20 protein-coding genes are annotated in these 20,356 nt (G+C 65.3%); 10 read left to right on the forward strand and 10 right to left on the reverse strand.

Annotation, left to right across the window (positions count from 1 at the left end):
* Positions 1-497 precede the first annotated feature (497 nt).
* The 5 genes from ACIPK7_RS12175 to ACIPK7_RS12195 all read right to left on the reverse strand — a co-directional run bounded on the left by ACIPK7_RS12175 (position 498) and on the right by ACIPK7_RS12195 (position 6,527).
* Complete coding sequence (locus ACIPK7_RS12175; RefSeq protein WP_192436116.1) at positions 498-1,217, reverse strand: molecular chaperone; 720 nt, start codon at positions 1,215-1,217, stop codon at positions 498-500.
* Complete coding sequence (locus tag ACIPK7_RS12180) at positions 1,207-2,559, reverse strand: fimbrial protein (RefSeq protein ID WP_401087926.1); 1,353 nt, start codon at positions 2,557-2,559, stop codon at positions 1,207-1,209. Before ACIPK7_RS12180 ends, ACIPK7_RS12175 begins: the two co-directional genes overlap by 11 nt.
* A complete protein-coding gene (locus ACIPK7_RS12185) occupies positions 2,556-5,147 on the reverse strand; it encodes a fimbria/pilus outer membrane usher protein (protein WP_401087928.1) in 2,592 nt (863 codons plus the stop codon). The genes ACIPK7_RS12180 and ACIPK7_RS12185 overlap by 4 nt, the downstream gene beginning before the upstream one ends.
* A complete protein-coding gene (locus tag ACIPK7_RS12190) occupies positions 5,131-5,883 on the reverse strand; it encodes a molecular chaperone (protein WP_192436119.1) in 753 nt (250 codons plus the stop codon). Before ACIPK7_RS12190 ends, ACIPK7_RS12185 begins: the two co-directional genes overlap by 17 nt.
* Before the next feature lie 98 nt (positions 5,884-5,981).
* A complete protein-coding gene (locus ACIPK7_RS12195) occupies positions 5,982-6,527 on the reverse strand; it encodes a fimbrial protein (RefSeq protein ID WP_192436120.1) in 546 nt (181 codons plus the stop codon).
* A 254-nt stretch (positions 6,528-6,781) separates the two neighbouring features.
* Here ACIPK7_RS12195 and ACIPK7_RS12200 point away from each other — a divergent pair, with 254 nt between their 5' ends.
* From ACIPK7_RS12200 to ACIPK7_RS12225, 6 genes are all read left to right on the forward strand, one after another.
* A complete protein-coding gene (locus ACIPK7_RS12200) occupies positions 6,782-7,150 on the forward strand; it encodes a YciI family protein (RefSeq protein WP_192436121.1) in 369 nt (122 codons plus the stop codon).
* A 40-nt stretch (positions 7,151-7,190) separates the two neighbouring features.
* The gene (locus tag ACIPK7_RS12205; protein WP_192436122.1) at positions 7,191-7,721 is read left to right on the forward strand and encodes an SRPBCC family protein; all 531 of its coding nucleotides are present in this window, start codon (positions 7,191-7,193) and stop codon (positions 7,719-7,721) included.
* Between the two features lie 31 nt (positions 7,722-7,752).
* On the forward strand, positions 7,753-7,905 hold the full coding sequence (locus ACIPK7_RS12210; protein ID WP_192436123.1) for a hypothetical protein: 153 nt from the start codon (positions 7,753-7,755) through the stop codon (positions 7,903-7,905).
* Positions 7,902-8,699, forward strand: a complete 798-nt coding sequence (locus ACIPK7_RS12215; protein WP_401087931.1) for a DUF899 domain-containing protein — start codon at positions 7,902-7,904, stop codon at positions 8,697-8,699. The genes ACIPK7_RS12210 and ACIPK7_RS12215 overlap by 4 nt, the downstream gene beginning before the upstream one ends.
* Before the next feature lie 24 nt (positions 8,700-8,723).
* On the forward strand, positions 8,724-9,164 hold the full coding sequence (locus tag ACIPK7_RS12220) for a nuclear transport factor 2 family protein (protein WP_192436125.1): 441 nt from the start codon (positions 8,724-8,726) through the stop codon (positions 9,162-9,164).
* Positions 9,165-9,457: 293 nt separating this feature from the next.
* Positions 9,458-10,711 carry an RNA polymerase sigma factor gene (locus ACIPK7_RS12225; RefSeq protein ID WP_192436126.1) on the forward strand — a complete coding sequence of 418 codons (1,254 nt, stop codon included), beginning with the start codon at positions 9,458-9,460 and terminating at the stop codon, positions 10,709-10,711.
* 74 nt (positions 10,712-10,785) lie between these two features.
* Here ACIPK7_RS12225 and ACIPK7_RS12230 read toward each other — a convergent pair whose 3' ends face one another.
* The 5 genes from ACIPK7_RS12230 to ACIPK7_RS12250 form a co-directional block, all read right to left on the reverse strand.
* Positions 10,786-11,559 carry an SDR family NAD(P)-dependent oxidoreductase gene (locus ACIPK7_RS12230; RefSeq protein WP_401087934.1) on the reverse strand — a complete coding sequence of 258 codons (774 nt, stop codon included), beginning with the start codon at positions 11,557-11,559 and terminating at the stop codon, positions 10,786-10,788.
* A 246-nt stretch (positions 11,560-11,805) separates the two neighbouring features.
* Complete coding sequence (locus ACIPK7_RS12235) at positions 11,806-12,609, reverse strand: gamma-glutamyl-gamma-aminobutyrate hydrolase family protein (RefSeq protein ID WP_192436128.1); 804 nt, start codon at positions 12,607-12,609, stop codon at positions 11,806-11,808.
* Between the two features lie 384 nt (positions 12,610-12,993).
* Positions 12,994-14,664, reverse strand: a complete 1,671-nt coding sequence (locus tag ACIPK7_RS12240; RefSeq protein ID WP_401087936.1) for a diguanylate cyclase — start codon at positions 14,662-14,664, stop codon at positions 12,994-12,996.
* Between the two features lie 182 nt (positions 14,665-14,846).
* On the reverse strand, positions 14,847-15,191 hold the full coding sequence (locus ACIPK7_RS12245) for a hypothetical protein (RefSeq protein WP_192436130.1): 345 nt from the start codon (positions 15,189-15,191) through the stop codon (positions 14,847-14,849).
* A gap of 394 nt (positions 15,192-15,585) precedes the next feature.
* Complete coding sequence (locus ACIPK7_RS12250) at positions 15,586-16,914, reverse strand: OprD family porin (RefSeq protein ID WP_401087938.1); 1,329 nt, start codon at positions 16,912-16,914, stop codon at positions 15,586-15,588.
* 450 nt (positions 16,915-17,364) lie between these two features.
* Between ACIPK7_RS12250 and ACIPK7_RS12255 the strand changes: the two genes are divergently transcribed.
* From ACIPK7_RS12255 to ACIPK7_RS12270, 4 genes are all read left to right on the forward strand, one after another.
* A complete protein-coding gene (locus ACIPK7_RS12255; protein ID WP_081517570.1) occupies positions 17,365-17,742 on the forward strand; it encodes a RidA family protein in 378 nt (125 codons plus the stop codon).
* 398 nt (positions 17,743-18,140) lie between these two features.
* The gene (locus tag ACIPK7_RS12260) at positions 18,141-18,674 is read left to right on the forward strand and encodes a hypothetical protein (RefSeq protein WP_192436132.1); all 534 of its coding nucleotides are present in this window, start codon (positions 18,141-18,143) and stop codon (positions 18,672-18,674) included.
* A 61-nt stretch (positions 18,675-18,735) separates the two neighbouring features.
* A complete protein-coding gene (locus tag ACIPK7_RS12265; RefSeq protein ID WP_401087941.1) occupies positions 18,736-19,581 on the forward strand; it encodes a DUF692 domain-containing protein in 846 nt (281 codons plus the stop codon).
* Positions 19,574-20,347 (forward strand): DUF2063 domain-containing protein, encoded by a 774-nt coding sequence (locus tag ACIPK7_RS12270; RefSeq protein WP_401087943.1) that lies wholly within the window; start codon positions 19,574-19,576, stop codon positions 20,345-20,347. The genes ACIPK7_RS12265 and ACIPK7_RS12270 overlap by 8 nt, the downstream gene beginning before the upstream one ends.
* Positions 20,348-20,356: the final 9 nt, after the last annotated feature.

Raw genomic sequence — 20,356 nt, forward strand, 5'->3', positions numbered from 1 at the left:
GTGCTCCCCCTGTAGGAGCGGGCCCTTCCCGCGATCCGCCGGCAGGGCCGGCGCTTGCCTTGGCTCCTGTGTCGATTTTGTATCGCTGCTTTGACTTGTTTGTTTCCGCGCCGCTTCGGCGTACGCGCGGATTCTGTGTTTCGCCCCCTCGGGCGACCTTCTTTGGCAAACGCCCCAAAGAAGGCAAAGGTCTTGCCTCGGACATCCGGTTTTTCGCTTAGGCGAAAAATTCCCTCGTTGAAGCGAAGTTTCAGGGGCACGAACTAGGCGTCCCCCTCGACGGGCCATCCCTGGCCCGACAGCGCTCTCGCGGCATCCATGCCGCTCAACCCCTGAAACTCCGCTTCAACGAGGCCTCCTGAACGGGGCATTCGGCGTGTGCGGGCATTTCTCTGGAAGACCTTAAGCGCCAAAGCCAAGGCCAAAGTTGGGGGCTTCGTAGGAGCGAGCTTGCTCGCGAACCACCCTACACCGAACTTCCCATGAAGCCCGAGTCATCAGCGCAGTGGCGCGGTGCCCTGCTGGCTGTTCCCGCCGTCGTCGATCCACAGGTAGCGTACTTCGCCGGCGCTTGCCGGCAGAGGCTGGGTTGGCGACAGCGTGCGCTGCGAGAACGGCGGTAATAGTTCGGGCGGCAGCAGTGAGCCGGCGTTGCCCTGGCGCGCTTCGGCGCCGGCCAGGGTAATGAAGTAGGCGGTGGGGTTTTCCACCTGCACCGCATTGCCGGCCCTGCGGAAGAGCAGTTTGCGCGGAGCTTCCTCGGCGTCTTTCACCAGGGCGCGAGGGCGATAGATGACCTTCATCTGCGTGCGCAACGTAACGGTCAGACGCGACTGTCCTTCGGCCAGCGGCTCGCTGGATTGCGGCGGAATTTCGTAGAGGTTGAGCCAGTACAGCGACTCGCGGTCCTGTGGCAGGGCCACGCCGGTGTAGAGCAGGCGAAGGCTGCGCTGCTGGCCGGGGTTGAGGCGGAATACCGGCGGGAGGGGCATGATCGGCGCCTCGGCGGTCTGTGGTGCGGTGTCGAGATCGCCGTCGTCGATCCAGGCCTGCACGATGACCGGGTAATTGTTCTGGTTCACCAGCGCCAGCGAGGCTTCGCGCTGGCCTGCGTCGAAGATCACCCGTGTGCGTTCAGCCGTCACGCCGGCGTGCACCTGCGCGCTGGCCAGCAGCCCCAGGCCGAGCAGCAAGCCGAGCAGCCGTTTACTGCACACGAATCACCACCTGCGCGGTGGCTTCCACGCGACCCGGGGTGACGGTGGGCATGGTGCCGAGACTGAGCTTTTCCAGGCGAGCGCGGAAGGTCTCGGTGTACTGGGAAATGCCGCTCACCTCGCCAGTCTTGTTCGAGGCGCTGCCGATGGCGGGGTACCAGCCGACGGCCGCGGCGTTGCTGCCCTTGGCGGAGTCTTCGTTGGCCAGCAGGTTCATCGCGCTGCCATCGCGCAGCAGACGGATGCCCACGCCCTGGGCCACGCCGGGTTGGCCATAGCGGTCGGAAACCAGGTAGGACAGGCCGCCGTTGGCGTTGATCAGTCCCAGGCCCGAGGACGCCGCCAGCGCCCCGGCGGAGACCTTGATGCCCAGCGCCGTGCCGTTGGCGGCGGTGCTGTTGATCACGCCGGTCTGGCATTTGAAGTCGACCTGGAAGGGCATTTCACGATTGGCCCCGGCGTTGATCTCGCCGATGGAGATCGAGGGGAACACCACATTAGGCGTGACGTTGGTGACGGCGCAGGTGGGGTAGCGCTTGAGCGTCATCTTGTTGTAAAGGCCGATGGCGCCCGGCCAGTTGTAGTGCCAGCCAGGGTAGTTGCTGATGTGGGTCTGACCGACGATGGGGTAGGCCAGGCCGGGACCCTTGATGGCGATGTAGCCGGCCGGCTGGGTGTAGAGGTAGGCCTGGGAGGCAATGGTCGGCGAGTAGTAGCGGGTGCTCTCCAGCGGCGCGCGGAACAATTCGGCGCGCACCGCGCTGAGGTTCTTCGCCTTGACCAGCTGATAGCCGCGCGAGTCGATATCCAGCCCGCTCAACTGGCGTTCGCGCCAGATGTCGGTGAAGTACGCGCCGGTTTCCACATGGGTCAGGCGCAGTAGCACGTTGGGCCAGGCTGTGCGGTAGGCAGACTGCAGGCCGATGGAATTGCCCACGCTGTCACCACCGTTGTAGTAGCCGCTGTAGAGGTTGTCGGCGTTGCTGGAGAACATCTCGTACACCGCATCTTCCGGGGCGCAGCGGAAGAACACCCGTTCCGGATCGTGGCCGGCGGTGGCGCCGTACTGCGTAAAGGGCGCCACCGAACTGGCGATGATGCTGCCGTCTGGCTGGAAGCTGGCGTCGCTGACGTTGATCACGCTGGGCAGGCCGAGGGAGCCGTTACAGGTATCGCAGGCGCCATCCCCTGGCCAGGCTCCGGCCACGCCTTCGCCCGGGCGGATCTGGTAGGTGGCGGTGGTGGTGGCGGTGCCCACGCTGGTGACCTTGTAGCAGGTGGCCCAGGCGCTCGGCGCGAGTAGCAGGGCGAGCAGCGGCAGGCTGCGCAGGATAGGGGTCATGAAGCCTCCGGTAGGCAGGTTGCCTGCAGGCGGACCAGTACCTGGTCGACGTCGGCGCCCTTGAGGTCATACGGCAGCAGGCAGCCGTCTTCCGGGCGTTCGCCCCACTGCACGCGCAGGCGGCCTTTCTCGCCTTCCGCGCGGGCGTAGACCTGGCCGCCCTGGCCGACCATGCCGATGTTCACGCCCTGGCCGTCGAGCACGTCGGCGCCCAGCGGCAGCGGTTGACCATCGGGCAGCTTGGCCTGGATCAGCAGGGGGTGGCCGGTGAGGGTCTTGAACTCGACGCGCACGGCGGCGCCGGCGTAGGGCGCGATCTTGCGTTCGGTCTCCACCAGTTCGGCGTTCTCGTCGATGCCTTGCGGGTCGAGGCTGATGGGGTTGTAGCGGTAGGGCGACAGCGACGGCACCACGGCGTAGCCGTTGCTGTCCACCCGTGCGCCCTGGCCGCCGCGTACACCGGCGCCGCTGGCGCCCTTGGCCTCCACCAGGGCAAAAGTGTCGCCGACGTAGGGCCCGAGGGTCAGTCCGCCGCTGTGCAGCACCGCCGCACCGCGCATGCCGCCGTTGATTTGACGGTAGCTTGAGCTTTCGGCGTAGCCGGCGTTGAAGGTGGCGACCGAGGTCTGCTGCTGCACGCTGCCGTTGAAGTCGGTGCCCTGGCCTTCGCTGTCGCGCCCGGCGGAGAGGGCGTAGCTCAGGGTGCGGTCTTCGCCCAGGGTGCCGTTGAGTCCGGTCTGGTAGGTGCTGCCGCTGCTGTCGCCGGAGCGCCGCGAGACCATGGCACTGAGGTTCGGTGCGCGGCTGGTGGAGCCCAGCGGCATGGAGAGGCTCAGGGTCAGGGTGTTGTTGCGGTTGCTGCCGTGCTGCAGGTTGTACTGCGGTGGTTGGGACGGGTCGTAGTCGTCGTTCACGTCGCGGTACCAGGTGGTCTGCTGGCGCGAGTAGGAAAGGTTGTAGCTGAGCTGGCGCCAGACGTTGGAGTAGCCGACCTGCAGTTGCGTATCGCGGCTCTTGCCGTCGTAGTAGTCGGCGGTGGAGCCGGACAGGTAGAGGTTGCCGTACTGCCCCAGGCCCTGGTTGACCAGCAGGGTGAACTGGTTGCGCTGCTTGTAGCTGCTCGAATCCCAGTTGTCGCCGTGTTCGTCGGCATCGCGCGCGGAGAGCGCATCGCCCAGGTCGCGATAGCCCTCGGTCGAGTAGCGGTAGCCGGCCAGGGTCAAGGTGGTCTGGGTCGGCTGGAAGGTCCGGCTGTAGTTCAACCCGACGCGCCAGCCCTGCTTGCGTTGGTTGTTCTCCACGGTGGCACTGGAGAAGGTGGTATTCATGCCGAAGGCGCCGTAGGGCGTGGCCAGCACGCCGCCGCCGAGCACGGCCAGATAATCCTCGGCGACACGGGTGCCGAGGTTGGCGGTGAGGGCGTTGGTCAGGCCGCGTTGGTAGGTCAGGTCGCCGAACAGGTCGTTGCCGTCGCCGTACTGGCGCGCCTGGCCGACTGTGGCGCTGTAGCGCGACAGGCCTGGTCGCATGGACTCGGGCACGGCGGAGAAGGGCACGGAGAAGCGCGAGACGCTGCCGTCGGCCTCGATCACCTGCACGTCAAGGTCGCCGTCGTAGGCAGTTCCGTAGAGGTCGTCGATGACGAAGGGGCCGGGCGCCACGGTGGTCTCGTGGATCTTCCGGCCGTTCTGGCTGATCACTACCCGCGCATTGGTGGTCGCGGTGCCGCGTACTTGCGGGGCGTACTGGCGCTGCGAGTCGGGCAGCATGCGGTCGTCGGTGGCCAGGCGCACGCCGCGGTAGCCCATGCTGCCGAACAGGTTGCCCTCGGTGTAGCTGTCGCCCAGGGTCAGTTCGCTGCGCAGGTCCGGCACTGCGCGTTGGGCGTAGGTGCGGATGCTGTTCCAGTCGCTGCGGGTGTTCCCCGCGTAGCTGGAATAGGTGTAGTTGGACTGGTGGCGCAGGCGCCACAGGCCGAGGTTCACGCCGCCGTTCAGGCCCAGGTAGCCGTAGTCCGAGTCACCGCCGCTGCCTGAGCCTTCGAAGGAGGAACGGTACAGGTTAGCGTCGTAGTTGACGAAGCCCATGGTTGTACCGGCGTCCCATTCGTCCGGGCTGACATAGCCGCGCGGCTTGATGTCGAGCAGCGCCTGGGGCACCGAGAGGTCCAGGCGCAGGCGTGCGGTGTCGAGGTTCCAGGTCGAGTCCGGCAGGCGCTCGGTGAGCCAGTGACAGATGCCCTGGTCGTCCTTGCCGGCCTTCGGGTCCGGGCGCGCACCCAGGCTCTGGCGCAGAAAACGCTCGCTGAAGCAGGGCTCGGCGCGCTCGCCGTGCTGGCGCATTTCCACTTCGGCGCGGGTGGCGTACTGGCCATTGAGATAGAGGTCGACGTGGTAGGTGCCGGGGTCCACCTGATCGGCGCGGTTGAAGCGCTCCAGGCTGCCGCCGGCCAGACCCGAACCCATCAGCAGGCTATCGTCGAAGCGGTAGTCCGCATCCCCCTGCGCCAGTCCCGCGACCACCATGGCGAGGGAACCGAGGGCGAAGGGCAGCAGCGGTCCACGGTGAGGGTCAACGCGACAGGTCATGGCGAAGTTCCACTCTTGCGCCGTAGTCGTTGATCAGCAGGGCGGACAGTCGCGGCGTGCCGGCGGGCAGCGCCGAAGGCTCCTGCGCCTGCCACTGGGCCTGGCCCATGGGCGCGATCATGCTCGGCTGCAGCTTCCATTGACGCGCGCCGACACTGAGCGTCGCGCCGCCGAAGGAGGCGTGGTAGCCGGTGGGGTTCTCCACCTTGACGCTCCAGCTGCTGCCGCTCTGCACCAGGGAGAAGCGCAGCTTCTCGGGCAACTGCTCCGGGCTGCCGGCAATGGCTGCCGGGCGATAGAACAGCTTCAGGCGGTTGCGCAGCATCAGCAGCATCTGGTTCTGGTCGGCCTTGGCGGCGTTGCGTGGCGGAATCTGCAGCACGTTGAGATGGAACAGCGATTCGCGGTCCTGGGGCAGGCCGGAGCCGGTGAAGAGGATGCGCAGGGTCTGGCCGCTGCCGGGTGCCATGCGCGACACCGAAGGGTTCACCACGAAGGGCGCCTTGGCGGTATCGGGTGTGGAGGCTGGGTCGTCGACGTCGATCCAGGCCTGGATGACGTTGGGGAAGCCGTCCTTGTTGGTCAGCTGCACGGTCTTTTCCCGCGCATCGCCGGGATAGATGACGCGGGTGCCGGTGATCACCACGCTGGCCTGTGCGAGCGGGGCGGTGAAGGCTGCCAGCAGGGCGAGCGCAAGCGTCGCCGCGCGAAGCGGGCGCAGTGGGAGGGCGTTCATCCGGTTCACCTGTCCTGCCGGATCGTTCGGGGCTCGATCACCTCGACCGACGCGGCGCAATGCGAAAAAGCGGCACCGGGGGGCGGTGCCGCGGGGTGTCACTCGTAGCGCAGGGTGTAGGTCACCGAGCCGAGTACCGGACCGGGAGTCACGGTGGTGGCTTCGGAGATGTACTGCACCGCGTAGTCGTAGCTGGCGCTGGTTTCACCGTCGGCGAGGACGATGTCACCGGCGGCCACGGCCGCGCCGCCTGCCAGGTTCACCGGGGTGCCTGCCGGGCCGTCGAGCAGCTGCAGGGCGACGCCGGTGGCGCCACTGGCAGCGGTGTTTGTCAGGTTGCCCGAGGCGGTGGCGTTGGTAGCCTGGAACAGGGTGGTGAAGTGCTCGGCGGCACCGCTGGGAGCGGCGCAACCAGTCAGTTGCAGGGTGAAGCTGGTCTCGCCGGTGGTCTGGCCAACGGAACCGTTCAGGGCACTGACCGGCACGCTGTCGAGGATGACGGTCGGGTCGGTGTTGCCGTCGACCACGGCCGAACAGGTCTGGTCGGTCACTTCGCCACTGAAGTTGATGGTGTTGGCAGCGAAAGCAAAGCCCGGCACAGCGAGGGCAGCTGCGACAGCGAGGGCGGTTGCGTGAAGTTTCATTTCTCTTGAGCTCCATGGTCAGGGTTTTTTCCCCACGGCCATCTTCGCCACGTCCCGCCCGTAAGGCTCTGAGACGAATCTGAAAGCGCTGGTGCGCCGCTGACGAACGGCGGAAATGACGGTTGCAGAGCGTTTCGCCGCGTCTGTCCGAGGGACCGCCGGAGCCTGCGAGGAAAAAATCTTCACCCGGCTGTCGATTCCTGGCCGCGCGCTTCGACTAGGAGATAACAGCCAGCGCGATGCGTGAGACGAGCATGAAGTACCTCTGCCTGATCTATGTCGATGACCAGCGCCTGTCGAGCCTGTCCGATGTGCAATACCGTCATCTGATGGATGAGTGCTTCGCCAACGACGAATACCAGCGCCGGGCGGGGCGTGTGCTGGCGTCCGAGGCGCTGGAAGCGGTGGAAAGCGCTACTACGCTGCGTCATGGCGCGGCGGGGCTTTCGATCACCGACGGGCCCTTTGCCGAGACCCGAGAGTACCTGGGCGGCTTCGTACTGATCGACGCCCGCGACCTCAACGAGGCGCTACAGATCGCCGAGCGAATTCCCAGCGGCCGTCTCGGCGCCGTGGAGGTCCGCCCGGTGCGCGACTGGAACCGATACTTCGCCGGGCGCTGAAGCCCGGCGCTTCTAGAGAAAGCAACGTCAGGAGAATGGAATGCTCAAGTGGATTGCGTTGGTGGTGGTACTGGCTGTGGCGGTGGTCCTGGTGCTGGCTGCGAATCGGCCAGGCACCTTCCGCGTGGAACGGACGCTTCACGTGCAGGCACCGCCGGAGAAGGTCCAGGTTTACATCGAGGACTTCCACCTGTGGTTGCAATGGTCGCCCTTCGAGAAGCTCGACCCGCAGATGCAGCGCAGCTTTTCCGGCGCCGACAAGGGCCCAGGCGCGGTATACGCCTGGGAAGGCAACGGCAAGGCAGGGGCCGGGCGCATGCAGATACTCAAGAGCGACCCCGGCAGCCGCGTGACCATCGCGCTGGACTTCTTCAAGCCGTTCAAGGCCAGCAACACCGCCGAATTCACCCTGGTGCCGCGCGACGGCGGCACCGACGTGACCTGGGCGATGTTCGGCCCGGTGCCCTTCGTGGCCAAGATCATGCACCTGTTCTTCGACGTGGACAGCATGGTCGGCAAGGACTTCGAGGCGGGCCTGGCCAACCTCAAGGGGCTCGCCGAGAAGGGCTGATTTCACCCGCAGCCAACCGTGGAGGTGAGCCATGTGCCCACTGTGCGTATCGACCCTGACGCTGGCGGTGACCAGCGTCCTTTCCGCCGGCGGCGTCAGTGCCTTCGCCGTCACCCGCCTGCGCGGCAAGCGCCGCGCCCGGCTCAACGAGCAACGGGAACATCCCCAGGAGCGTGCGACATGAAACTGGCCAACCAGCATTCCTCATTCCCGGATATGCCTCGCGTGGTATCCCAGGCCGCCTGGCGACAAGCGCGTATCCGCCTGCTGGAGCAGGAGAAGGCCGCCACCAAAGCCCGCGACGCGCTCAACGCCCAGCGTCGCGAGCTGCCGGTGGTGCGCATCGACAAGGACTATCGCTTCGAAGGCGCGCATGGCCCGCTACGCCTGCTCGACCTGTTCGAAGGGCGGCCGCAGCTGATCGTCTACCACTTCATGTTCCACCGCGACACGGGGCTGGGCTGCGAGGGCTGCTCCTACCTGATCGACAACCTCGGCCGGTTGGAGCATCTGCACGCCCGTGGCACCACCTTCGCCATGGTGTCCCGCGCGCCTCTGGAGGAAATCGCGCCATTCCGCGCGCGTATGGGCTGGCAGTTCCCCTGGTACTCGTCGTTCGGCAGCGACTTCAACTACGACTTCCATGTCAGCGTCGATGAATCCGTCGCCCCGGTGGAATACAACTATCGTGACAAGGCTGAGCTGGAGCGCCTCGGCCAGGGCTACCACGTGCGCGGCGAGCAGCCGGGCATGAGCGTGTTCCTGCGCGACGGCGACCAGGTCTTCCACAGCTACTCGACCTACGGCCGTGGACTGGAGGCGCCGCTGTTCACCTACCACCTGCTCGACCTCACCCCGCTGGGACGAGGCGAAGGCTGGGGCGGCATGCCCGATTACCAGGGCAAGGGCATGAACTGGACGCGCTTCCACGATGAATACGACGATGCCGCACCGGCGCACAGCTGCTGTGGCTCCTGACCCGTGACGCGGAGGAAAATCCTCATGACTGCCGCTGAAAAGAACGCCACCCACAGTGAACTGCACGCGCTGCTGGAGAGCTGGCTGAAGTCCGTGCGCGCCTCTGACGTGGACGGCATCACCCGCCACTACACCCAGGACATCCTCGCCTTCGATGCGGTGAAGCAGTTGCAGTTCAAGGGCGTGGGGGCCTACGCCAGTCATTGGCGCGACTGTACGCAGATGTGCAAGGAACCCACTTTCGAGATCCATGAGCTGAGCTTCGAGAGCAGCGGCGATACGGCCTTCGGGCACTACCTCGCCTACTGCGGCGGCACCGACGACAAGGGGCAGCACAACGCCTCCTGGGCGCGGGTGTCGGTCGGGCTGCGGCGAGAGGCAGGGCACTGGAAAATTGCCCACGAGCACTTCTCGATTCCCTTCGATCCGGCGACGGGGCAACTGCTGTTCGACGCCAAGCCCTGACCTCGACCTCTGCACGAAACCTGGCCTGGGCCTCGACTTGTAGGAGCGAGCTTGCTTGCGAACCGCCTGACGCCATGGGTGCCACGTGAGGTTCGCGAGCAAGCTCGCTCCTACGAAAGGCCACAATTACCGGCTGATGCGATGGCGCTGATCTGCCCTCGCGCCAGCTCGGCCTTCCCGGCCCAACGAAACACCCCGCAACGATCCCCCGTCGCATCCGTCCGGCCACCTCCCACCCCGACGCGAATCCGTGCAGGATAGGCAGACCTCTCCACGCCAAGGACCTTCGGCCCATGCACGAGTACGCCCCCCAGCCCCTGCGCGATGTGGTGGACGAGGTCTATCGCCGTGAATCGCGCCGGGTACTGGCTACGCTGATCCGCCTGCTGGGTGATTTCGACCTCGCCGAGGAGGCGCTGCACGAGGCCTTCGTTGCCGCCGTGGACCAGTGGCGGCGCGATGGAGTGCCGGCCAACCCGCGTGCCTGGCTGGTCTCCGCCGGACGCTTCAAGGCCATCGACGGCCTGCGCCGGCGCTCGCGCTTCGATGCCTCGCTGACACAGATCGCCGAGCAACTGGAGATCGACGCGCAATCGGTGGAAGAGCTGGCCGACGAGAGCGTCGAGGACGACCGCCTGCGGCTGATCTTCACCTGCTGCCACCCGGCGCTGCTGCCGGATTCGCAGGTGCCGCTGACCCTGCGCGAAGTCTGCGACCTGAAGACCGAGGAGATCGCCCGCGCCTACCTCGCCACGCCCTCGACCATCGCCCAGCGCATCGTCCGCGCCAAGGCGAAGATCCGCGACGCGCAGATTCCCTACCAGGTGCCGGAAGCCGCCGAGCTGCCAGAGCGTCTGGCCAGTGTGCTGCGGGTCATCTACCTGGTGTTCAACGAAGGCTATTCGGCCTCGGCCGGCGATTCGCTGACCCGCACCGACCTGTCCGCCGAAGCCATCCGCCTGGGCCGGCAATTGCTCGAACTGCTGCCCGAAGCCGAGGTGATGGGATTGCTGGCGCTGATGCTGCTGCACGAGTCGCGGCGCGAGGCGCGCACCGGCGAGGACGGCGAACTGGTCTTGCTGGAAAACCAGGACCGCGCGCTCTGGGATCGTGCGTTGATTGCCGAGGGCCAGCAACTGATCGGCGCTGCGCTGGCTACCCGGCGTGTCGGCCCCTACACCCTGCAGGCGGCGATCTCCGCTGTGCACGCCGCTGCTGCGGACATGGCCAGCACCGACTGGGCGGAGATCGTCGGTCTCTACGACCTCCTGCTGGCGATGCAGCCCTCGCCGGTGATCGAACTCAACCGCGCGGTGGCCCTGTCCATGCGCGATGGCCCGGAAGCGGGGTTGGAGCAGGTCGATGCCATCCTCGCCCGTGGCGACCTGCAGGATTACCACCTGGCCCATGCTGCGCGCGCCGATTTTTGCCGCCGGCTGGAGCGCCGTGAGCAGGCGCGTGGCGCCTACGAACGCGCACTGGAACTGGCCAAGCTGGAGCCGGAGCGGCGCTTTCTGGAGCAGCGGATTCGCGAGCTCGACCGCTGAGTTGCAGCGCACTCTCCAGCGGTCAGACGGCTTGGCAGTCAGACAGCGTCGCTGGAGAGGCCCGCGGGTACGTTCTACAGGCTGCTCACCAGGTGCCCGCCGTCCACGGCTAGCACCGCGCCGGTCATGAAGGCGCCGGCGTCGCTGGCCAGCAGCAGGAAGGGTCCTTCCAGCTCCTGGAGCTGGCCCAGGCGGCGCATCGGTACCGTGTCGCGGATGTAGGCCTGGCCCTTGTCGCTGTCAAAGTAGGCGTCGTTCATCTCGGTCTTGAAGTAGCCCGGTGCGATGGCGTTGACCCGCACGTTGAAGCGCGCCAGTTCGAGCGCCAGGGATTTGCTCAATTGCACCACGCCAGCCTTGGCCGCGCAGTAGTGGCTATAGCCGCCGCCCACGCGCAGGCCGAGGATCGAAGCGATGTTGACGATGCTGCCGCCGCGCCCGGACTTGGCCAGACGCTGCGCCGCGCACTGGGCGACCCGCCAGACGCCGTCCAGGTTGGTGGAGAGCATGCTGCGCCAGTCTTCCTCGCTGACTTCAAGCGCCCGCTGGCCGTTGCCGATGCCGGCGTTGTTGAGCACTACCTCGACCACGCCGAACTGCGCCTCGGCGCTGTCGAAAGCGGCTTCCACGCTGGCGCGGTCGGTCACATCCAGCGCCACGGCATGGGCTTCGCTGCCATCAGCGCGGATAGCTTCGGCCAGTTGCGCCAGGCGGTCGGTACGCCGAGCCGCCAGCACCACGCGGGCACCCGCACGGGCGGCCACACGTGCCAGGTGTGCGCCGATGCCGCTGGAGGCGCCGGTGACCAGCACGGTCTTGCCGGCGAGAGAGAAGAGGTCGTTGCTCATGGCTGCACCTTGTTCATCAGAGCGAATTCGCTGACCGCCAAGGTTATCCCGAGGCGCCCTCAAGGGCGTGCAGGGTGCGCCATTCGCAGCGCGAATGACGGGCGCTTTTCGTAGGAGCGAGCTTGCTCGCGAACCGCCCAGCACCAGCGCGGTCGCTAGCTTCGTTCGCGAGCAAGCTCGCTCCTACACAAAGCTGAAACGAAAAAGCCCGGCGGATGCCGGGCTTTTCATGACGCGGGAAGTGAATCAGGCAGCGAGTGCGCGAGCCTGTTTCTTCTTCACCTGCGCACGGCAAGCATCGCCGAACGCCTGGAAGATCTTCACCGAGTCCGGGTTTTTCGCCGCCTGCCATTCCGGGTGCCATTGCACTGCGAAGAGGAAGGGGGAAAGCGTCGGGGCGTGGATGGCCTCGACCAGGCCGTCTTCCGCATGGGCGATGGCTTCGATACCCTTGCCCAGGTTCTTCAGACCCTGGCCATGCAGCGAGTTGACGCGGATCTCGTCACCCAGCAGCTGCTGCAGCCAGCTGCCCGCTTTCGGGCGAACGCCGTGGGCCGGGCTGTACTGCACGTCGACCGGGTCTTCGGGATTCTCGCGATGATCGTTGAAGCCGGGTTCGGCGTAGACCTTCTGGTAGATATCGCCGCCCAGGGCCACGTTGATTTCCTGCATGCCGCGGCAGATGCCGAAGATCGGCAGGCCCCGCGCAATGGCGGCCTTGATCAGCGGGATGTCGAAGTTGTCGCGGTCCTTGTCCTGGCCTTTGCCGGGAGTTTCGTTCTCCTGGCCATACAGGGTCGGATCGATGTTGCTGCCGGCGCCGGTCAGGTACACGCCGTCGGCCATGTCCAGGTATTGCTCAAGGTCTTCGATGCCGCAGCAGGTCGGTACCAGTACCGGCACGCAATCGGACTGTTCGACCAGGGGCACGATGTATTTGTGGGTCATTACCTGATAGTCGTGGCCTTTGCGCTCTTGGCTGCCCATGGACATCAGGACGACGGGTTTACGGAGAGTCTGTTTCTTGTTGCCAATGTTGCTGTTGGACATATGTCACCTTTGGACGGGCTGCAGCCCATCGTTTTTGTGCAGGCGCGCAGCGGAAAGGCGCGCTACCTGAGGTCCCGAGCACTGCCGGGAGCGCACAGAAGGCGAAGTTTCCCGGTCGAAACCTGCCTACCAGCCTGCCAGAGCCGTTAAATATGTCAAACGAATTCGGTGAAGGGCGTCAAAAATATTGGCCGAAATCCTGTCTTACAATTCCTCTATCTAATTGTTTTTAAACGATTTATTGAAATATCCAGGCGTGCTGAAAAGTCCATTATTTAAAACGCAGAGTCATAATGGTGAAAAATTCTGCACGCTTTTTCATGGGAGGCGTTCAGGATCGGCAACGCCCTCGCAGGCGGCACGCTCTGCCGCGCGGGTTTGCCCTCAGTGGCACTCGATACGGTTGCGACCGTTCTGCTTGGCCCGGTAGAGCGCGCTGTCGCTGCGGGACAGCCCGGCCTCGGCGGAGGCGTCGCTGGCTTCCAGCGAAGCGATACCGATGCTGATGCTCAGCGGGATGCGCTGGCCTCCCTGCATCAGCGGTTGCTCCAGCAATTGCTGCTGCAGGCGTTGGGCGAAGACCTGCGCGGCGGCGACGTCGGCATCCCCCAGCACCACGGCGAATTCTTCGCCGCCCATGCGCCCGGCGAAATCCACGCGGCGGATGTCACGCCCGAGGATGCAGGCGAAATGGCGCAGCGCCTCGTCGCCGACGGCGTGGCCCCAGCGGTCGTTGATCGCCTTGAAGTGGTCGATGTCGCACATCAGGATCGCCGCGCGGTGTGTCGTCGAGCGCTGCACGCGGCCAAGCTCTGCCTCGATCAGGCGCATGAAGTGGCCACGATTGGGCAACTGCGTGAGGAAGTCGGTGGTAGCCAGGACCTGCAACTCGGCTTCGATGCGCTTGCGTTCGGTGATGTCGGTGATGAAACCATGCCAGATCAGGGTGCCGTCCTCCATCCGCTTGGGATGCGCGTTGCCCTGGCGCCAGAGCGTGCCGCGCCCGGCGATCTGCACGCGGTATTCGTGGCGCCAGGGTTGCAGCAGGGTGGCTGATGCTTCCAGCGAGGCGAGGCAGGCCGGCAGGTCCTCGGGGTGGATGAGGTCGCGCAGGAACACGGAGTTGTGCGCCATTTGCTCGGCCGGAATGCCGTAGATATCCATCACCCCGGCGCTGACGTAGGGGAAGGTGCCGGTGCCGTCGGGCAGGCGGCGGAACTGGAAGACCATGCCGGGGATTTCATTGGTCAGGTCGGTGAGCAGTTCCACGCTTTCGCGCAGTTGCTCTGCCATGCCGCGCAGGGCGGTAATGTCGGTGGTGGTGCCGAGCATGCGCACGGCGTTGCCGGCGGCGTCTCGCTCGACCACCTTGCCGCGACTGCAGACCCAGAGGTAGTGGCCGTCCTTGTGGCGCAGGCGATGCTCCACCTCATACGCCTCGGTGCGTCCCTCGAAGTGATCGCGCATGGTGTTCTGCACGTACTCGAGATCGTCAGGATGCACACGGGTGTAGGCGTCCTCGATACAGCTACCGATCTCCTCCTCGGTGTAGCCCAGCAGGGACTTCCAGGCGCTGGAATAGTGGATCTCGCCGGAGGGCACGTGGCGGTCCCAGATGCCGGTTCCGCTGCCGTCCACCGCCAGGGCCATGCGCTGCGCGTTCTCCCGCTGCGGTGCGCGGGCGCGGTCGAGCAGGGCCTCGCCCAGCTCCAGTACATCGGCCAGCAGCGTCTGCTGTTCCGGGCTGAGCGCCTTGTCGCCGTTGCCTAGTAAGAGCAGGCGCGCCTGCGGGAAGCCTTCCTGGTCGCGCAACGTCTGGCTGGCCAGCAGGTTCAGTAGCTGGCCCTGGTGGCTCAGAGGGCTGGTGGCGGCGTTGAGCGATAGCAGGGTGGCCAGCGAGAGGGCGCCGGCATCGTCGATGCCGAGCTGGCCGAGCAACTGGCCGCGCATGTCGATGAGCAGGACGGCGCAATCGCCACCCGCGTGGCGGGCGAGACGCAACAGGCCGTCGTATCGCCCGTACTCCTTTACCCCAGGATTACTGGAAGTTCGCATCCGATAGCAGCTTCTTCAACGGAGGATGGGCGTGATTCTGGAAGGTGCTCCGCGCCGGACATGCGGCAGGCGGACGCAGCTGGCTTTATGAAATCACGGCAGTTGAGCGGCCACAATCTCCAGCTGCGACACGGGCGACGAGCGCACCTCGCCCGCCGGGTTTCCGGCGGGCGAGAAGGGCGTCAGTTGATGAGTTGGTCGATCAGCACGGCGTTGGTGTAGATCAGGCTGCCGTCGCGGGCGGCGTGGCCGACCAGGTGGAACTGGCCGCGCCGTTCGGCACCGCCCAGATACACGCGGAACATGCAGTCGGCCAACGGGCCGATGCTTTCGGGCATGTGCAGGTCGAGGGTGTCGAGATCGGCATCGACCATCATTTCCCGCTGGCCGTTTTCCTGCAGGTAGACCTCAGCCTGTTCCAGGTGCAGGCGATCGTCGTTGGTCAGGTAGAAGCGGATGTCTTCCAGTGGAGTGGGCTTTTGTTCGGCAGTGGTCTTGCACCAGCCTTCGAGGGTCATTGCGCTCATGGTGAGGTGCCTCCGTGGTTCGCGCGGGAATACAGCGCGTCGTCGCAGAGTAGGACCGCTTCGCTGGGCGGTTCGATCATTTTTTGTTCAGATCGTTTTTCAGGCGATTGTTGGGACGACCAATGCCGGGCATAAAAAAAGCCGCTCCAGAGGAGCGGCTCGAAGGACGTCGAAGGAGCAATCACAATATCAACGTCAGGAGTTGTCTTCCGCAGGGAAAGTGCGGAAGCGGGAAGATGGGGTAATTCTAGAAAGTTGCAGCGGCGGGATAAACCTTTATTCCGGGAAGAGACTTTCTGCACGGGCGTAATAATCTCACCGGGACACGGGGCAAACTTTAAGACGAATCCGAAAGTTGCCCCGGTCAATAATTCCGCCAGATATCCGTGCTGAATTACAGGATCGACAGCGGATATTCGACGATCAGGCGCAGCTCGTTGTTGTCGGCTTCACCCTGGTCGGCGTTGGCGCGGTGGAAGGCCTGACGCACTCGGAAGGAGAGGTCCTTCGCCGGGCCTTCCTGGACTACGTACTTGGCTTCCAGGTCGGTCTCGTGGTGGCTGCCGTCTTCGCCGTACATGCCGGCGTAGCTGCCATCGACGTCGGCGTGGCTGCCGTCGATGCCGGTCCCGTTGATGTAGCGGGCCATGAAGCTCAGGCCCGGTACGCCGTAGGTGTCCATCGCCAGATCGTAGCGTACCTGCCAGGAGCGCTCGCCCGGACCGTTGAAGTCGGAGTACTGCACGGAGTTGGCGAGGAACACCGAGTCACCGGTGGCGCCATCGCCGTCGTCGCCGAAGCCGACATAGTCGAAGGGCGTGTCGCCGTGGACCTTCTGATAGGCCAGGGTCACGGTGTGCGCCTGCAGGAAGGAGTAGGCGGCTGCCAGCGACCAGGTGGTGTTGCTGATCTCACCGGCCTTGGCCTGGCCTTCGTCGTTGGTGCGGTAGATGTTGAAGTCGAACGCCAGCGACTGGTCAGCGGCGACCGGCAGCACCCAGTTCAGGTTGCCGTAGTACTGGCGCCAGATGTCCTTGAACTCGGAGCCGTACAGCGAAACGCTGAGGTTGTCGTTGATCGCGTACTTGCCACCGAGGAAGTCGACGTCGCTGGTCTCGCGGCCGGCGTAAGCCGCCCACAGGCCGCCGTCGCGGGCGGTGGTGACCGGGCTGGTGCCGGAGGTGAAGTGACCGGCTTCCAGGTCCAGGCCTTCGATTTCGCTGCTGAACAGGTTGAAGCCCGACGCGGTCTGCGGGATCAGGCGGGTGCCGCCGGCGGCGAACACCGGAGCGGTCGGCTGCATGTCGCCGAATTTCAGTTCGGTCTTGGAGATGCGCACCTTCAGCGCGCCACCGGCCTTGCCGTAGTCGTCATCCGGCTTGCCGTCATTGCCGACCGGCAGGTTGCCGGTGCCCGCGCGGCCACGGCCGGCGTCGAGCTTGATGCCCAGGTAGCCGAAGGCGTCCACGCCGAAACCGACGGTGCCCTGGGTGTAGCCCGAGGAGAAGTTCGCCAGGAAGCCCTGGGTCCAGTCGCGGTTGTCGGCTTTGCCGTTCTTGCCGTCGTGGTCGTAGTAGTAGTTGCGCAGCAGGACGTCGAACTTGGCGTCCTCGACGAAGCCCTTGGCATCGGCCTGATCGGTGACGAAGGGTTCGGCGCTGGCGAACTGGCTGGCGGCGGCGGAAACAGCGAGCACGATGGCGCTGCGTTTGAGGTGCTTCATGGATATTGCCCCTAGAGTCTTGGAGGACCGGCTCGATGAGTTGCGTGAGAACCGGACGTTTTTATAGGCAGGCACAATGAATCCGGACGTGGATTGACCACGGCGGAAAGTCGCAGGAAGTTGCGTTGGCATTGTTGCAGTTAACTGGCTTTGTATTCCCCCACGAATTGCTCCAAGCATGGGGGAGCCGACGTCATAATGCCGAAAGAGTTCGCCGTTTAAATCACGGATTATGAAAAGGTCTATGTCTCAAATTGTAATAATCCGGACTTTTGTCCAATTGCCATAACGCATTCGGAAGTTTCTTGTATATCAGCAATGTCGCTATTTCCGTGGGCTGCGGGCACGGTGACATGGCGCGAATCGGGGCGATGCGGCTAAGCTGCGCGACCCGGCCGCCGCACCCCATGCGGCGACGTGCCCCATTCACCGACAGCAGAGATTTGTCCCATGACGCCTACCTTCATCCCCGACGCGGACCCCGAATCCATCTCCTCCGACGTCGCCGGCTTCGGCGGCCTGCTGGTTTCCACGCAGATCCCCACCCTCGAGGACGGCAGCCTGGAACTGGGCGACATCAAGGCCCAGAGCGTCGCAACCCTGCGCAGCCTGCAACTGGCCCTGGAAAAGGCCGGCAGCGGCCTGGACCACGTACTGCACCTGACCATCTACCTCACCAGCATGGCCGACCGCGCTGCGTTCAACGAGGTGTACTGCAGCTTCTTCGCCAAGCCCTACCCGGTGCGCGCCGCCGTCGGTATCTCAGAGCTGGCCGTCGAAGGCATGAAGGTGGAAGTCACCGCCATCGCGGCGAAGCGCGCGGGCTGATCTTCCCGTTCTGCAGGAAAGGGCCGCATTGCGGCCCTTTCTTTATGTGTTCCGCTTCTTTGACCTGAGCACGTCTCTGGTTCGCGAGCAGGCTCGCTCCTACAGGTCCACGCCATGCTGCTCTGCGTAGGAGCGAGGGGGACGCCTAGTTCTTGCTCGCGAACCGCCCCCGCTCCGGCCCTCCCGAATGTATTGCTTTGTATCCGCCGCTCCCTGAGCGGACACACGCATACAAAAGCCTTCTGTCGCCGATACGCCCGCGATACATCGCCAGGGCGAAATAGCCCTACCCGAACGACACGGCGCTTCGGCAGGGCAACCTCCAGCGCTTCGTTCCAGGGATTCGCCCTTGCGGCATGACCCGGCGCACAACGCGCCACAGTATCTGGAGAAAAACCATGACTCGTACTCTGCGCTCGAAATCCCAACTGGGCCTGCTCGCCGTCGCACTGGCTGGCGGTTTGAACCTCGCGTCCTCCGCCTTCGCCGTCGAAGCCCTGCCGCAGGGCTACCAGCTGGCTTCCGCCGCCAAGGCCGGAGAGGGCAAGTGTGGCGAGGGTAAGTGCGGCGCCGCCAACGAAGCCAAGACCAAGGCCAAGGCGAACCAGGGCGAGGGCAAGTGCGGCGAAGGCAAATGCGGTGCCGACGGCGCCCAGGCCAAGGCCACCGGCGCCGAGGGCAAGTGCGGTGAAGGCAAGTGCGGCGATGCCTCCTTCGCCCGTACCGACGCCGATCACGACGGCCGTGTCTCCCGCGCCGAACTGCTGGCCGTGGCACCCAAGGCTGGTGCGGAGTTCGACGCCATCGACGCCAACCACGATGGCTACCTCTCCGAGGCCGAGGTCTACCAGTTCCGCAAGAACCAGTTCGATTCCAACGGCAAGCCTTTCCCGTCCGACTTGTACAGCAAGCTGAGCCAGGCTAAGAACTGAGCCACGCCGATGCCTCCCCGCGCCATCGGCCGGGGAGGGCACCTCGCCAAAGGAGATCGCCATGACCACTACCGCATTCCTGCAGGGAGCCGGCCTAGGCCTGCGCCGCGCGATGCTGCCCGACCTGCTGACAATGGACGATTCAGCCGTGGACTTCCTCGAAGTGGCGCCGGATAACTGGATCGGCGTCGGCGGTACCTATGGCGAAGGGCTGGCCCGCCTGGCCGAGCGCTTCCCGCTGTCCTGCCATGGCCTGTCGCTGTCCCTGGGCGGCCCCGAACCGCTGGACCATGTGTTCCTTGGCCGTATCCGCGAATTTCTCGATCAGCACAGGGTGCCGCTGTTCAGCGAACACCTGAGCTACTGCTCCGACGAAGGCCATCTCTACGACCTGATTCCCATGCCCTTCACCGACGAGGCCGTGCGCCACATCGCCAGTCGCATCCGTGAAGTGCAGGATGTCCTCGGCCGCCGTATCGCCGTGGAGAACATTTCCTACTACGCCGCGCCCTACCAGGCGTTGAGCGAGATCGACTTCCTCCGCGCCGTGCTCGACGAGGCCGACTGCGATCTGCTGCTGGACGTCAACAACCTCTACGTCAACGCTCACAACCACGGCTACGACGCCGCCGGCTTCCTGGCCCGCGTACCGGCCGAGCGCGTCGTCTGCCTGCACGTCGCCGGCCACTACGACGAAGCGCCGGACTTGAAGGTCGACACCCATGGCGCCGCGGTGAAGGGCGACGTCTGGAGCCTGCTGGCCAGCGCCTACCAGCACCTGGGCAGCGTCCCGACCCTGCTGGAGCGCGACTTCAACCTGCCGCCGCTGGTCGAGCTGCTCGGCGAAGTGGATACCATCCGCCACCTGCAAGTGTCCGCGCGCCAATCGGAGGTGAGTCATGGCTGAGACCTTGCGCGAACAGCAGTTGCGCATGACCCGCTACATCCGCGATCCGCAGGCCAACGAACCGCCGCCCGGCATCGAGGCGCGGCGCCTGGCGGTCTACCGGCAACTGTTCTTCGGCAACCTGCAGGGGTTGCTCGCCGGCAACTTTCCTGTGCTGCACGCCAGCCTGCCGTGCGAACAGTGGCAGGCGCTGACGGAAGACTTCTACGCTGGCTTCCGCTGCCAGACGCCGCTGTTCACCGAGGTTGCCGGCGAGTTCGTCGACTACCTGGAGGGCCGCGCCGAGCAGCCTGGCTGGATTGCGGAACTCGCGCACTACGAATACATCGAGACCTCGCTGCTGCTCAGCGACAACAGCGAGCCGGCCCATGACCCGGACGGTGATCTGCTCGAGGGTGTGCCGCTGCTGTCCGCGCTCGCTACACCGCTGGCCTATGCCTGGCCAGTAAGTCACATCGGTCCCGGGCACATCCCGTCGCAGGCGCCGGCCGAACCGACCCTGCTGCTGGCCCGCCGGGATACCGACCTGAAAGTGTACTTCTCGCGCCTGGCCCCGCTGGCCCATGCCCTGCTGGTGTCGCTGCAACAGTGGCAGCTCACCGGGCGCCAACACATCAAGGCGCTCGCGGAAATCGCCGGTGTGGAACCGGCCGCCATCGAAGGGCAGGGCATCGCCCTGCTGCGCAGTCTGAAAGAACAGGGCGTTGTGCTCGGCACCCGCCCGAATTGCACCACTCCACGTCGTCCCCCCTTGCATCGCCCCTGAAGGAGAAGC

This window comes from Pseudomonas sp. NPDC086581, from assembly GCF_044746165.1.
Taxonomy (GTDB): Bacteria; Pseudomonadota; Gammaproteobacteria; order Pseudomonadales; family Pseudomonadaceae; genus Pseudomonas.

Coding starts and splice junctions, on each gene's coding strand:
- ACIPK7_RS12180 (WP_401087926.1), bottom strand. CDS start 2,559: ATGACCCCTATCCTGCGCAGCCTGCCGCTGCTCGCCCTGCTACTCGCG.
- ACIPK7_RS12185 (WP_401087928.1), bottom strand. CDS start 5,147: ATGACCTGTCGCGTTGACCCTCACCGTGGACCGCTGCTGCCCTTCGCC.
- ACIPK7_RS12190 (WP_192436119.1), bottom strand. CDS start 5,883: ATGAACGCCCTCCCACTGCGCCCGCTTCGCGCGGCGACGCTTGCGCTC.
- ACIPK7_RS12195 (WP_192436120.1), bottom strand. CDS start 6,527: ATGAAACTTCACGCAACCGCCCTCGCTGTCGCAGCTGCCCTCGCTGTG.
- ACIPK7_RS12200 (WP_192436121.1), top strand. CDS start 6,782: ATGAAGTACCTCTGCCTGATCTATGTCGATGACCAGCGCCTGTCGAGC.
- ACIPK7_RS12205 (WP_192436122.1), top strand. CDS start 7,191: ATGCTCAAGTGGATTGCGTTGGTGGTGGTACTGGCTGTGGCGGTGGTC.
- ACIPK7_RS12210 (WP_192436123.1), top strand. CDS start 7,753: ATGTGCCCACTGTGCGTATCGACCCTGACGCTGGCGGTGACCAGCGTC.
- ACIPK7_RS12215 (WP_401087931.1), top strand. CDS start 7,902: ATGAAACTGGCCAACCAGCATTCCTCATTCCCGGATATGCCTCGCGTG.
- ACIPK7_RS12220 (WP_192436125.1), top strand. CDS start 8,724: ATGACTGCCGCTGAAAAGAACGCCACCCACAGTGAACTGCACGCGCTG.
- ACIPK7_RS12225 (WP_192436126.1), top strand. CDS start 9,458: ATGCACGAGTACGCCCCCCAGCCCCTGCGCGATGTGGTGGACGAGGTC.
- ACIPK7_RS12230 (WP_401087934.1), bottom strand. CDS start 11,559: ATGAGCAACGACCTCTTCTCTCTCGCCGGCAAGACCGTGCTGGTCACC.
- ACIPK7_RS12235 (WP_192436128.1), bottom strand. CDS start 12,609: ATGTCCAACAGCAACATTGGCAACAAGAAACAGACTCTCCGTAAACCC.
- ACIPK7_RS12240 (WP_401087936.1), bottom strand. CDS start 14,664: ATGCGAACTTCCAGTAATCCTGGGGTAAAGGAGTACGGGCGATACGAC.
- ACIPK7_RS12245 (WP_192436130.1), bottom strand. CDS start 15,191: ATGAGCGCAATGACCCTCGAAGGCTGGTGCAAGACCACTGCCGAACAA.
- ACIPK7_RS12250 (WP_401087938.1), bottom strand. CDS start 16,914: ATGAAGCACCTCAAACGCAGCGCCATCGTGCTCGCTGTTTCCGCCGCC.
- ACIPK7_RS12255 (WP_081517570.1), top strand. CDS start 17,365: ATGACGCCTACCTTCATCCCCGACGCGGACCCCGAATCCATCTCCTCC.
- ACIPK7_RS12260 (WP_192436132.1), top strand. CDS start 18,141: ATGACTCGTACTCTGCGCTCGAAATCCCAACTGGGCCTGCTCGCCGTC.
- ACIPK7_RS12265 (WP_401087941.1), top strand. CDS start 18,736: ATGACCACTACCGCATTCCTGCAGGGAGCCGGCCTAGGCCTGCGCCGC.
- ACIPK7_RS12270 (WP_401087943.1), top strand. CDS start 19,574: ATGGCTGAGACCTTGCGCGAACAGCAGTTGCGCATGACCCGCTACATC.